The following is a 13,587-nucleotide window of genomic DNA, read 5'->3' on the forward strand; positions in this document are numbered from 1 at the left end:
GGCCTCAGGCGCTTTTCGCCAGGCGCTGCTTGGCTCTGGCGAGCGCGATGTTCAGGCGCTTGAGCAAGTCCTGCGGCGACTCCTTCAGGGCCATGACCACGGCAATGCTGGCCGACAGTTGCAGGCGTTCGCCGTGCTGCCGGGTTTTGTGGGCCAGGCCGCGAACCGCCTGTTGCAGTTCCAGGGCCAGCCCCTGGGCCTGACGCTCGCCAGTGTTGGGCAGCAGCACCACGAAGCGGTCACCGGCCAAACGGCACAGTAAGTCCTGGCGGCGCAGGTTGAGCAGCAGCAAATGGCTGAGGGCTTGCAGCACCGCGTCGCCCTCGGCATGCCCATAGGCCTGGTTGATGGCGGCGAAGTTGTCCAGGTCCAGGGCCACCAACGACAGCGGCTGTTGCTGGCCCTGGCTTTGCTCAAGGCTGTCGGCCAATTGTCGCTTGAGGTAATCGGCGCCCCCCAGTGGCGTGAGTTTGTCGAACAGCCGGTGCTCGCGAAACAGCCGCTCGCGTTTCTCCATCTGCGCACTGATCGCCAGTTGTTCGCGGTGCCAGTGGTAGATGCCCAGCGTCAGCAGGACCATGCCCACCGGCATCGGCCCCGACTCCAGCCAGTGATCCCAGGTGATGCTGTCGGGCAGGCGAATGAACTCGTCGAGGCTGTCGATCCACCAGGAAAAGAAGATGCAGCCAAGGCCCAATGCCAGGTAATTGGTGACCCGCCCGGTCGGGCGACTTTTCAGCACCAACCCCAGCCATAGCAGGGCCAGCAGGGCCGAACCGCCTTCGCCGATGATGTCCAGCCAGACCCACTCGCTGACGCTTTTCAACTCCCCACAGGCCAGGTGCAGTAGCAGGCCTAGGTTAGCAGCGATCAGCAGCAGGGACAGTTTCCAACGGTGGGGTTTGAGTACGTAAAACATGGGCCGGGGTCCTTGGGCGGTCAAGCGATGGACGCCAGCACAGCAGATGGATGTGACAGTTGGGTGACGTTGGGGTAGGTCGAATCAGCTCATGGGATAAATGGCGAAGACCGATCAAATATGGGCACCGGATTACCTGCGATAACCATCGTTATTTGGAACTGGCGTTGTAGCAGTTGTCGAGCCCCAGCGAGGCTACGTTGGCCGCACCGCAGCCATCAAGCCAGACACCAGCACCGAGTCGCACCGGCCAACTGCTACGAGAAATAGCCTGGCTGTACGATGTGTACGCTTACATTAAATCGAGGTCACTTCAGCTCACTTTCACCCATAAACATCTCCAAATCCCGGTTTTACACCGCGCACCGCCGTTGGCTGTCACAGAATCGTCATCCCCCAGCCCTAGCTTGCCCTCCCAGTTGCCGGGCCCTTTGCCTGGCGTAACGGGACTCTTGGGGAGGACTTCATGTACAAGCGCACCGGGCTCGTCAGTTTTACGCTCACTGCTCTGGCCCTGGCGATTGCCAGTGAACGGCTCAACGCTGCCGACATCGTGGCCAACACCGAACACGTCGACGTGGTCGGCCTGGCAGCCAGCATCGATCAGGCGCTCAAGGAGCAGCGTTCTTCCGACAACATCAAGAGCGTGGTGCATGCCGACGGCGTGGTCCAGTTGCCGGATGAAAACGTCGCCGAAGCGGTGCAGCGCCTGCCGGGGATCAGCGTCGAGCGTGACCAGGGCGAAGGGCGTTTTGTCAGCGTGCGTGGCCTGGGCCCGGACCTCAACAGCGTGACCATCAACGGCACCCTGGTGCCGTCCCCGGAAAGCGCGCGCCGCGCCGTGGCCCTGGATGTGCTGCCTTCGGAGCTGGTGCAATCGTTGTCGGTGATCAAGACGCTGACCCCGGACATGGACGCCAATTCCCTGGGCGGCACCATCGATGTGCAAAGCCTCTCGGCCTTCGACCACAAGGGCCTGTTCTATACCGGCAGCACGGAAGCCAGCTATGACAAGAACACCCGTCAGACCAGCCCGAAATTCTCCGGTGCCGCCAGCGACCGTTTCAGCCTCGGCGACGGCATCGACAACTTCGGCGTGGCCGCAGCCCTCAGCTGGCAGAAGCGCGATTTCGGTTCGGACAACGTCGAGACGGGTGGCGCCTGGGACTTTGAACAAGGCGCCAAACTCAAGGAGTTCGAACAGCGCGACTACGACATCAGCCGCGAACGCGCCGGCGGTGGCCTGAACTTCGATTACAAGCCCGACGACCTGAGCAGCTACTACCTGCGCACCCTCTACAGTCGCTACAAGGACAGCGAGACCCGCAACTCCACCAGCATCGAATTCGCCGACCCGCTGGCGGCCGGTGAACTGGGTGACGCCGAGGCCAAGCGCAAGCTCAAGCAACGCGAGGAAACCCAGGAAATCCAGTCTTACGTGTTCGGTGGCGAACGCATGTTCGGCCTCTGGACCCTTAGCGGCCAGGCCGGTTACAGCCAGTCCAGTGAAGACAGCCCTGGTCATATCGCCAGCGCCTCGTTCGACGGCGGTGACTTTTCCGACAGCGGTTTCTATGACAAGGACAAGCCACGGCCGATCATCGGCGAGGGCTTCTACAACCCCAACAACTTTACTTTGGACAAGGTCGACTGGGAAAAGCAGAGCACCACCGACACCGAGAAAAACCTGCGCCTGGACCTGGCCCGCGACTATGACCTGAGCGGCTACGCGTCCCAGGTCAAGTTCGGTGGCAAGGTCAGCCGCCGCGACAAGGACAACGACCTGGAAGCCTGGGTCTATGAAGACTTCGACGACCTTGGCTTCACTGACGAACAACTCAACCTGACCCAGTTCCAGAAGGGTAATGTCGATTATCGCCTCGGCCGTTTCGGTCCAGGCATCAGTGGCAGCGGTATCAAACAGTTAATCGGCGGCCTCAACCCGGCGGACTTCTATGACGCCACCGAATCGCGGGTCAACGACTTCACCATCAGTGAAGACATCAACGCCGGTTACCTGATGAACACCATTGATATCGACGACTGGCGCTTTATCGCCGGCCTGCGCTACGAAGGTACCGAGTTCGAAGCCAAGGGCACTGGCGCCACCGACGGCCAGTTCAGCGACACCGAGACCAAACGCCGCTATCACCACTGGTTACCGGGCCTGCATGCTCGTTACCAACTGGATAAAAATACCCAGGTGCGCGCGGCCTGGACCAAGGCGGTGGTACGCCCAACCTTTGGCCAACTGGCGCCGGGTTTTGTCATTGATGATGACGAGGCTACCTTCGGCAACCCGGACCTCAAGCCTCTGGAGTCTAGCAACCTGGACCTTGGCATCGAGCACTACATGGGCCGCGCCGGCACCGTTTCGGCGTTCGTGTTCTACAAGGACATCAAGAACTTCGTCTACAACACCGACCTGGCGGGCACCGGCGCCTGGACCAACTTTGCCGAGGCCCATACCTTTGCCAACGGCGACAGAGCCAAGCTCTATGGGCTGGAACTGGCCTACTCGCAGAAATTCGACTGGCTGCCAGCGCCGTGGAATGGCCTGCTGATCGGCGCCAATAGCACCTTCAGCCGCTCCAGTGCCGATATCGAAGGCTTCGACACCGCCAGTGGCAGCAACCGCAAGCGCAGTATCAACCTGCCCAATCAGTCGGACACAGTGGGCAACCTGATGCTCGGCTGGGAAGACGACAAGCTGAGCCTGCGCCTGTCGGCCAACTACAAGTCGGCTTACCTCTACGAATTGGCGTCGATCAACGACAAGGCCCACGACCTGCATGTCGATGCCCAGACCTTTGTCGATTTCAGCGCCCGCTACTCCCTGACCAAAAACCTGCAGGTCAGCTTCGCGGCGCAGAACCTCACCGATGAATCGTACTTCGTCTACACCGGCCACCGCAGCTACAACGGCCAGTACGAAGAGTACGGGCCGACTTACAAGCTGGGCCTGACCTTTACCCATTTCTAAGATTTCCCCCTGTAGGAGCGAGCTTGCTCGCGAAAAACGTTGCCACACCGCAGGCATCCAGACAGCCCGCGCCATCGTTCATGACCATCGTCGGAACGCCGCCCGGAGCAAGTTCGCTCCTTCAAGGGGGCAGCGTTTGCTTAACAAGGATTTTGCCCGTTCATGAAAATTTCCAAGCATTACCTGCTGACTGCACTGATCAGCTTGACCTACGGCCACGCCCTGGCGGGCGACTTGACCCTGACCCCCTGGGGGCCAGCGCTCGACGTCCAGTCCCTGGGGTTCTTGCCAAACAGCCCGGAACGCCTGGCCGCCAGCGAACGCGATGGTTTGCTTTTACTTGATGCCAAAGGCAGTGAACTGGCACACCTGAAAGGCTCCTTCACCAGCCTCGACAGCCGCACCGCTGGCCAACAGGTGCTGGTGGCGAGCCTGGACAATGATCGCCAGCAAGCGCTGCTGGTTAGTCTCGACCCGGCCGGCCGTCGTTGGGGCGCGCCGGTGTACCTGCCAACCCGAGATTTTCCGGTCAACGGCCTGTGCCTGTATCGCGATTCGGTGGCCAACCTGTTCCTGTTCCTGGTAGGCGAGGAGGGCAAGGGCGAGCAATGGCTGGTGGGCAATGGCGCGATGCTGATGCCACAACCGCAGCGCGTGCGGGGTTTGCCGTTGCCGCCGTCGGCACAGTTCTGCCAAGTGGATGACGGCGCCCAGCAACTGCTGGTCAATGAAAAAAATGTCGGTTGGTGGGCTTACCCGGCGCATCCGGAAGCCGATGTAACCCGCATGCCAGTTGCCATTATCGACAACGCTCGACAGGAAGCAGGCGCCATGGCGCTGGTGCCCGGTGGTGTCATCGCACTCGATCCAAAAGCTGCACAATTACATCTTTACCAGCAGCAAGGCGAACGCTGGGTTGCCCAAGGGTCGTTGCCGTTGCCTGGCTTGAAAGAACCGGAAAACCTAGCTCTGCAGCCGACGGCCAACGGCCTGCAAGTGCTGCTGCGTGACGATGGCAACAGTCGCTTGTACCAGGGCGAAATCAATTGGCAAGCCAAGCCCGTACCGTTGGCGCCGGTGTTGCCCGAAGTCGCAGCGATCCGCCAGAGCGAACCCGTGGGGCGTCAAGGTGATGCCGCCGATGACCCGGCGATCTGGATTCACCCCGAGCACCCGTCCAAAAGCCGCGTGCTGGGTACCAATAAGAAACAGGGCCTGCTGGCCTATGACCTCGACGGCAAGCTGTTGCAGGAGCTTGCGGTGGGTCGCCTGAACAACGTCGACGTGCGCTCCAGTTTCAAGCTTGGTCAACAAACCGTCGACCTGGCAGTGGCGAGCAATCGCGATCACAACAGCCTCAGCCTGTTCAGTATCGACCGCAGCAGTGGTGAGTTGCGGGTCGCCGGTGAGATTGCCACGCCGCTCAAGGCCATCTACGGCATTTGCCTGTTCCAGCCGGCCAGCGGCGAGATCTATGCAATCGCCAACGACAAGGACGGTACCTTCCTGCAATACCGCCTGAGCGCGCCGGATGGCCGGGTGCAGGGTGAGTTGGTGCGCCAGTTCAAGGTCGACAGCCAGCCCGAAGGTTGCGTGGCCGACGATCAGCGCCAGCGTTTGTTCATCGGCGAAGAAGATGTTGGCGTATGGGCGGTGGATGCTCGCTCCGATCAGCCGGCGCAGTTGACCAGTGTGATCAAGGTCGGCGCGCAATTGCAGGCAGATGTCGAAGGGTTGGCGCTGTATCAGAGCGCTAAACGCGACTACCTGGTGATTTCAAGCCAAGGCAATGACAGCTATCTGGTGCTGGATGCCGAACCACCGTTTGCCTCTCACGGTGCATTTCGCGTCGGCCTGAATGCGCTAGCCGGTATTGATGGCGCTTCGGAAACAGACGGTCTGGAAGTCACTGCGATTAATCTCGGCGGGCCCTGGAGCCAGGGCATGCTGGTGGTGCAGGACGGACGCAAGCGCATGCCCGAGCAGACCCAGAACTTCAAGTTCGTGCCCTGGGACCAGGTCACCAAAGCGTTGAAATTGCCTTGATCGTGTCATCAACCGGTCACACGTTTTTTATCGAATAACTGCTCAAGGAGTTCACCATGCACGCCACTCTGGAACACATGACTATCTGGGGCCTGATCAGTGACGCCAGCCTGCTGGTCAAGGCCGTCATGCTCACGTTGCTTCTGGCATCGCTGCTCAGTTGGTACCTGATCATCCAGCGCGCCAGCGTCTTGCGCCGTATGGAGCGCCAGATGAACCAGTTTGTGCAGCGCTTTCGCGGTGCGTCGGATGTGCTGCCGTTGTACCGGGATACGTTGAAAGACACAGACGGCGGCGTCGCGCCGATCTTTATCGCCGGGGTTCAGGAGTTCCAGCATCTGCAGGCCCATGACGATGGAGTGCTCGAAGGGGTGGAGCGGGCGCTGCAAGTGGCGATCAGCGAACAGGAAGTGGAGCTTGAGAAGGGCCTGCAATTTCTCGCCACGGTGGGTTCGGTCAGCCCTTATATCGGCCTGTTCGGTACCGTGTGGGGCATCATGAATTCCTTCCTTGGCCTGTCCCAGGTGCAACAGGCGACGTTGTCGACAGTGGCTCCAGGCATCGCTGAAGCGCTGATTGCCACGGCCATTGGCCTATTTGCGGCGATTCCGGCAGTAATCGCCTATAACCGCTTTGCTGCCCGCAGCCAGACCTTACTGACCCGCTACTACGCCTTTGGCAATGAATTGCAGGTGCGCCTGCATCGCACCTTGCGCGGCACTCCAATGAACCTGGCTGCGGCCGCCTGAACAGGAGCATCGCGATGTTAGTCAGGCCGCAACGCAAGCACGGGCCCAAGGCGGAAATGAACGTAGTGCCCTACATCGATGTGATGCTGGTGCTGCTGGTGATCTTTATGGTCACCGCGCCGATGCTGACCCAGGGCGTGAAGATCGAGTTGCCCAAGGTCGCCGCCGAGGCACTGGCCACCGACACCCGTCAGCAGATCCTTACTCTGTCGGTGAAGGCCGACGGCGGCTACTACTGGAACCTGGGGGGCGAACTCGACACGAAGCACCAGACCGACAGCGCAGTGACCCTCGACGACATGGGCGCCAAGGTGGCGCAGATCGTCGCGCAGCGGCGCGACACCCAGGTCTATATCCGCGCCGATGAAGACGCCGGTTACGGTCGCGTGGTGGCGGCCATGGCGGTGTTGCACAAAGGCGGGGTGAGCAACCTGGGGCTGGTGACCGAGGCCCCGCAATGACGGCGATGATTATGCACAGTCCTTGTCTGACAGTGGCGCCGCGCGAGTTTGCTGGCTTGTGGAAAAACAGCCTGGCGGCAGGCTTGGCCGTGGCGTTGCACGTCGTCGTGCTGGCGTTGCTGATGCTGGGGTGGTCGCCCGAGAAACCCTCGGTTGAGCCGCCTTCGGTGATGCATACCCAGTTGGTGATGCTGGCACCGGCGCCGGTGCTGCCCGAAATGCCTGCGGCCGTTGAGCCAGCACCCGTGGAGCCGGCTGTTTCGGTGCCGGTAAAACCCGTTGTCGATCCGCAAGTCCAGGCGCAAAAGCTCGAAAAGGCCGCCCTGGCGCACAAGCGGGTCGCGGATAAAAAGCTCGAACAGCAACGCCAACAGCAGGAAACCGAGCAGCGCAACCACGAACTTGAACAGCAGCGCGTGGCCCAGGAACAGGCCCAGCAACAAGCGCGCCTAGCCGCTGACCATGCCCGCCAGCAAGCCGCGGCCCAAGCTGTTGCCGACAGCCGCCAATACCTGCCCCTGAGCAAGGAAGCTCCCGATTACCCCGAGCGTGCCCTGGACAAAAACATCGAAGGCGATTGCTCGGTGCAATACACCGTCAACCCACAAGGCAAGGTGGAGAACCCCAAGGTGCTGGATGGCTGCCATCCGCTGTTTATCCGCCCGTCACTGGCGGCGGCTAATACCTTTCGCTACCAGCCGCGAGTGGTGGATGGCAAAGCCGTGTCGGTGCCGGCGGTGCGCAATACCTTCCATTACCGGATCAAGTAAACAGTTCAGGTTCACATACCCCGGGATATAGCCTTCAGTTGCTAGAACGCATACTGCACCCGACTGTAGTAATACCCCCCGGTAAACCCGAACGGTGAATAGCTGCCCCAGTTATCACCGAACGAAGAGTTTTTCACGCCGATAGGGTCCGGGTATTTGTCGAACAAATTTTGCGCCCCAACCGCCACCGTCAGTTGTTTGTTGATCGCATAGGCCACGTCCAGATCAGTGATCCATTTGGCCGAATACTTACGGTCCAGGCTCGCATCGCTGGAACTGTTGACCTCGGTGTAGGTGCCGTAGCGGGTCAGGCGCAGGTTGACGTCGAAGTCGTGGATGGCCCAGTCGGCAGAAAAGATCATCTTGCTGCTGGGGGAAGTCTTGGTGATCAAGGCCCGTGACTGGCGCCCCAGCAGCTGGAAGTCGCCCAGGGCGCTGAGCTGTGCCGGGGTGTCGTTGACGCTGAGTATTTGCGTGTGGTTGTAGTTCAGTGCGGCAGTCCACCGGACCGAGCCGTATTGGTCGAGGTTCTGCCGGTAGTTGCCCACCACGTCGACGCCTGAAGTCCGGGTGTTGGCGCCGTTGGTGAAGTACTGGGCGCCGGCGGTGGCCGGTACGCCGATGCTGTCGAGCAGGGCGGCGACGCCGGGGCCCTGGAAGCGTTCGCTGAGCACCAGGCGATCGCGCAGGTTGATCACATAGCCATCCACCGTCAGGCTCAGGTCGTTACTGGGGGTCAAGGCAAAACCCAGGCTGAAGTTGGTGGAGCGTTCGGGTTTCAGTGACTTGGCGCCAAGGGCCTGGGCGCCGGCCGAGTCTACCGGCAGGATCACGTAGTTATAGGACTGGTAGACGCCATTGATGGTGTCGAAACCTGTGGAGCGTGCGGTGAATATCTCGTTAGCCAGGGACGGTGCGCGAAAACCGTTGCTGAGGGTGCCGCGCACCGAGAACAACGGGTTGAACGCATAGCGGGTGCTTAGCTTGCCGCTGCGGGTGCCGCCGACGCCTTCGTTGTAATGCTCGTAGCGACCGGCGACGCCGACGTACCACTGTTCGGTAGGGTAGAAACCCAGGTCGATATAGCTGGCGACACTGTTGCGGCTGACCTTCTGCGCGTCTTCGGGGCTGATACCGTTGGTGACTTGCGCGCCAGGGTCAGGACGTTGTCCGGCTCGTGGATGGCCGACTGGAAACACATAGCCGCCGTCGATATAGGAAGCCTCGGAACCGGCGCGGGTCTCGTAGCTTTCTCGCCGATGCTCGAAACCGAAGGCTACATCCAAAGGCTTGGCGAGGCCGATCTCGTAGCTGTTTTTCAGATCCAGGTTGCTGGTCAGTTGGTCGGCGATGTAGACCCCCGAAGTGAACTTGTTGGGCGTGCTTTCCCCCAGCGACGGGTTCTGGTTGTTGTAGGTGCGCTGCTTGGCGTAGTTGCGCCCGTACGTGCTGCTCAGGTCCCAGGCCCAGCCACCGCCCAGGTCATCGCCCTTGGCGCCGAAGGCTGATTGGAAGTCGGTTTCGTTGACCAGCCAGTACGGGCTGTAGCCATCGGGATAGCCATTGGGACCGGTGGTGATGGTGTTGCGCCCGTTGGGCAAGCGGAAGTTCTGGCCGTCGTTGTTTTCGCGGGTGGCCAGGGTGGAAAATGAGTACAGCGTCAGGTCGTCATTAAGCGGTAGGTCGAGGTTATAGGCGACATCGGCCAACTGGCTGCGGGGCGAGCCATAACCCTTGTAGGTATGGTGGCTGGCGCCGGCTTCGCGCGGGTCCGGCGAGCCATCGGCCTGGGGGTAGTAATGGCTGCTGTAGCCGTTGCTGCCGGCCTTGTTGTCACGCTCCTGGTAGCGGGTGTCGAGGGACACATTGAGCACGCCGGCTTCGCCGACCTGGAAGCCATAATTCAGCGCTTCCTGGCCGGTGCCGCGCTTGCCGTCGTAGTTCTGGCCCAAGGTGGTGTCGGAGCTGCCGCCGGTGGTCTGTTTGAGGATGATATTGATCACCCCGGAAATCGCATCCGAACCGTACTGCGCCGCCGCACCGTCGCGCAGCACTTCGATGTGGTCGATGGCCGCCACCGGGATCAGGTCCAGGTCGCTGGGGGCCGCACCGCTGTTGATGCCGTTGATGTTCAGGGTGGCGCTGGTGTGCCGTCGTTTGCCGTTGACCAGCACCAGCACATGGGAGGCGGTTAGGCCGCGCAGGGTGGCAGAGCGCACCACGCCACTGGCATCCCAGCCGGCGCGGTCGGGCAAGTTGAAGGAGGGGATGAGCTTGCCCAAGGCCTCCAGCAGGCTGGGTTTTCCCACTGCACGCAATTGATCGGCGCTGATCACGTCGATGGGCGTCGGGCTAGTGGTGACGGTGCGCTGCTCGGTGCCACGGTTGCCGGTGACCACCACGGTGTCGAGGGTGGGTGAACGGCTTTCGGCGGATTCAACGCTGAAAGAAGCCAGGCCGCACGCGATGGATAGCGGCAGCAGTAAAGGACGGCTCTGCATGAGAGTGAAGTTCCTTGTTCTCGGGGGTGGTTAACTTGTGGCGAGGGGCAAGAACATACCCAGGCGCTGTCAGTGGTTGCGGGCGGCGACGGCCTCGATTTCCACCAGACCACCGGGCAACGGTAGCGCCACTACTTGCACGGCCGTGCGCGCCGGTTTTTTCGGTTGTTCGGCGCTGCCAAAGAACGGCGTATAGCCTTGCTGCAAACCGGCGAAATCGAGCTTGCCGCCCTTGATTGGATCGCCCACCAGGAACACCCGCAGTTGCACCACATCGCCCAGGTCCAGGCCCTGGCTTTGCAGCACACCTTTTAGCTTGTTGAGGATCGAGGTGGTCTGGGTCGCGGTGTCGCCGTAGGCGGCGAAAGAATCCTTGGGCGCCTTGGGGTCGTGGAGGTCGGCGAGCAGGCCGCTGACAAACAGCAGTTCGGTTTGCGGCGGTACCGACACGGCCAGGGAAATCGGGAAGTTGGAGTTGGGCAGTGGCACGCGCTTGATGTCGTCGGCGTGGGCGGCGAGGGTGGTGGCGGTCATCAGCAGTCCTGCGATTAAGGTTTTCATCGGTTCAGTCCTTGAGTGAGAAATATCAGGCAGCAACGCCCGGTTGCAGGATTTCGGCGTGACGGCCGATCAGCGAGACGATGCGCCGCGCCGAGTCGGCGGCGCTGTTCTGCCAGATGCCAACACCACCATGGGCGAGGGCGTCGCTGGCCAGGTAAGTACGGCCTTGGGGTTGGTTGAGAATCTGATAAGCGCTTTCGCCGACCTCGTCGTTGACGATCCAGGGCCCCTTGCTGTAGCTGACTTTCGACCAATTGATCGCCACCGGTTTTTGCAGCTTGGCGCTGTGGCCGGGGTGCAGCAGTTCCACGGCCTGGCGGGAGGAAGCGAACTGTTCGGCGAGGGATTTTTTGCTGAAAGCCTGGGCTGATTCGCTGGTGTTGTAGGCCGCCACCAGAATGCCCTGGGTGCTGTTCAGGCGGTCGCTGGGGTACCACAAGCCTTTGACTTCGTGATCGAGATAAGACAACCCGCCGTAGATGTTGAAGTCGGTTTCCCAGAAGCGCGGCGCCTGCCAGGCGACCTTGTTGGCCTGATCACTTTGCGCGGACTGGATCGCTTGTTTGAACGGTGTGGTGAAGTTGCTCGGCAGTTTGGCCAGCAATGGCAGGGGCACGGTGACGATGGCGTAGTCGGCGCTCAGGGTCTGGACCTTGCCGCTGACGCGGTCGCGCCAAGTGATGCGGCTGCCTTGCTCTGCCGTCTGGATATCGCTGACTTCGGCGTTGAGGCGCACGGCGTCCTTGAGGTGTTGGTAGAACGCCTCGGGAATCCGGTCCATGCCGCCCACGGGCTGGAACATGGTCGAGGAAAACTCCGGGATTTCATCAAACACCAATGCACCCCAGAGCTTGGGGTTGAGCAGGGTTTGCAGCTCCAGCGGCGCACGGGTGAGGCCTGTTTGATCACCGGCACCGGGGATGCGGGTGTAGCCGGAGCGCACCGAACCCTTGTATTGCAGGTCGGCGTTGAGGTCGCCGTAGACCTTGAGGAAATTGAGCAGCGCCTTGCGATCATCGACGCTCAAGTCCTGGTCCAGAGCCTTGCGGCTGACGGTACGGGCCAGTAACTCGGAGAGCTGCCCGCGGGTGTCGTTGACCGCCTGGCGCAACTGGAACGCCGGCTGTTTGACATCAGGCAGGGCGAGGGCGTTGCGGCTGCTGTTGACCAGCACTTGCAGCTCCACCCCCAACTCACGGCAGTAGCCAAGGATCGTTTGGTGGTGGCTGGGAATTCGCGCGGGACCTGCGTTGAAAAACTGTCCGTCATCGAAGTCGACGGTCTGGCTGACGCCGTCGTCGAAGTCGACCTTGGTGCCTCGGCGCAGCGTCCAGTTGCGCCCGCCAACCCGGTCGCGGGCTTCAAGAATGGTCACGTTGAAACCGGCCTTGCGCAGCTCATAGGCGCTGACCAGCCCGGAAATCCCGGCGCCGACCACCACCACGTTTTTGCCTTTGCCAGTGTTGCCCAACTGCAACGGCGTGAAGCACGACGCCACAGCCTGAGGCGTCAGCCCCAGGGCGCCGAGGGCGCTGACGGCGGCGGAATAACCACCGACGGCGGCAATACGGGAAATCAGTTCCCTGCGAGTGAAAGCCATGATTCGCTCCTTGAGATAGCGGGGTTGGTGGCCGTAGTGCACTTTTCAGGGCAAAGCGTTGCCAGGGCAGAGGTCGCAAGACCGTGCCGGGGTTGGCTTTAGCCGGTTCAGGTTGTCGATGTGGCAATTGACCGTGGGGTGGTGTCGGCCGGAAAAGCACGCAATGCGTGAGCCTCCACCTGGTCGGGGGTCGGTGATGGATGTAACAGTATTTGTATAAGTGATGGCTGTAAAAGTCTGATTAGTTATAAGTTAATTATAAAAAATAGACATTTATATTATTTATGTAGATGCATAAAATTAATTATATTTTTCGGCTGGAATATAACAAATGTGGGAGCGGGCTTACCCTTGATCGCCATGTGTATCTACACATATATTGAGGTTGCGGATGGCTGGGGAGCAGGTTCGGTTCGGGGGCTTTTGAGTACATATCCGTTGCTGCGGTAATGGCGGCTTAGGGTTACGCCCTTACGGTGTGTCACTTTCGAAAAGTCGGAATGCCGGCTCAGACGAAAGTAACCAAAGCGCTCCTGCCCTACCTATCGGCGCCTCGCTGTGGCTCGGCGTACCCGAACGAAGGCATTGCTCCGTGGGTCGCCGCGATGGGCCATCCCTGGCCCAGCGCGGCTAAACCGGCATCCTTGCCGGTTTACCCACTGCGCAATACCTGCGTTCGGCCTCTGGTTTTATGGGCAGGCAGATCAAGAACAGAGGAAAGCCAGTGCCAATCCGCTTTTCTGTGGGGGCTGGCTTGCCTGCGATGGGCTCACAGGCACCGCATTCATCCAGGAAGCCCGTGTCATCGTTAACGACCATCGCGAGCAAGCTCGCTCCTACAGTAGTGGGCAGTAGATCCGCTCTTGCTTTTCACCACTCAGGTCGGCTACCAGGCCGCCGTGCTTTTGCTTTTGATCTTAGGCGCCCCGTTAACCACGATGGCTGAACGCAGGCATTGATCCGTGGGTAAACCGGCAGGACGCCGGTTTAGCCGCGC

The 13,587-nt window shown here is 60.8% G+C and carries 9 protein-coding genes; 5 read left to right on the forward strand and 4 right to left on the reverse strand.

The features are described from left to right. Positions 1–4: 4 nt before the first annotated feature. The gene (locus FQ182_RS27940) at positions 5–919 is read right to left on the reverse strand and encodes a GGDEF domain-containing protein (protein ID WP_149412424.1); all 915 of its coding nucleotides are present in this window, start codon (positions 917–919) and stop codon (positions 5–7) included. A 466-nt stretch (positions 920–1,385) separates the two neighbouring features. On the opposite strand from FQ182_RS27940, the gene FQ182_RS27945 reads away from it, so the two are divergent. The 5 genes from FQ182_RS27945 (at position 1,386) to FQ182_RS27965 (ending at position 7,928) form a co-directional block, all read left to right on the forward strand. Then, a complete protein-coding gene (locus FQ182_RS27945; RefSeq protein WP_149412423.1) occupies positions 1,386–3,902 on the forward strand; it encodes a TonB-dependent receptor in 2,517 nt (838 codons plus the stop codon). A 162-nt stretch (positions 3,903–4,064) separates the two neighbouring features. After that, positions 4,065–5,948 (forward strand): phytase, encoded by a 1,884-nt coding sequence (locus tag FQ182_RS27950; RefSeq protein ID WP_149412422.1) that lies wholly within the window; start codon positions 4,065–4,067, stop codon positions 5,946–5,948. A gap of 56 nt (positions 5,949–6,004) precedes the next feature. Further along, positions 6,005–6,697, forward strand: a complete 693-nt coding sequence (tolQ, locus tag FQ182_RS27955; RefSeq protein ID WP_149412421.1) for a protein TolQ — start codon at positions 6,005–6,007, stop codon at positions 6,695–6,697. 14 nt (positions 6,698–6,711) lie between these two features. Continuing rightward, the gene (gene tolR / locus FQ182_RS27960; protein WP_149412420.1) at positions 6,712–7,158 is read left to right on the forward strand and encodes a protein TolR; all 447 of its coding nucleotides are present in this window, start codon (positions 6,712–6,714) and stop codon (positions 7,156–7,158) included. Continuing rightward, positions 7,155–7,928 (forward strand): energy transducer TonB, encoded by a 774-nt coding sequence (locus FQ182_RS27965; protein ID WP_149412419.1) that lies wholly within the window; start codon positions 7,155–7,157, stop codon positions 7,926–7,928. Before tolR ends, FQ182_RS27965 begins: the two co-directional genes overlap by 4 nt. Before the next feature lie 41 nt (positions 7,929–7,969). On the opposite strand, the gene FQ182_RS27970 is transcribed toward FQ182_RS27965, so the two are convergent. The 3 genes from FQ182_RS27970 to FQ182_RS27980 form a co-directional block, all read right to left on the reverse strand. Next, positions 7,970–10,429 (reverse strand): TonB-dependent siderophore receptor, encoded by a 2,460-nt coding sequence (locus FQ182_RS27970; protein ID WP_149412418.1) that lies wholly within the window; start codon positions 10,427–10,429, stop codon positions 7,970–7,972. A 69-nt stretch (positions 10,430–10,498) separates the two neighbouring features. Continuing rightward, positions 10,499–10,990 carry a RidA family protein gene (locus FQ182_RS27975; RefSeq protein ID WP_149412417.1) on the reverse strand — a complete coding sequence of 164 codons (492 nt, stop codon included), beginning with the start codon at positions 10,988–10,990 and terminating at the stop codon, positions 10,499–10,501. 25 nt (positions 10,991–11,015) lie between these two features. Then, a complete protein-coding gene (locus FQ182_RS27980) occupies positions 11,016–12,590 on the reverse strand; it encodes an FAD-dependent oxidoreductase (protein ID WP_149412416.1) in 1,575 nt (524 codons plus the stop codon). Between the last annotated feature and the right edge of the window lie 997 nt (positions 12,591–13,587).

The sequence above is a fragment of the Pseudomonas sp. ANT_H4 genome (assembly GCF_008369295.1).
GTDB lineage: Bacteria > Pseudomonadota > Gammaproteobacteria > Pseudomonadales > Pseudomonadaceae > Aquipseudomonas.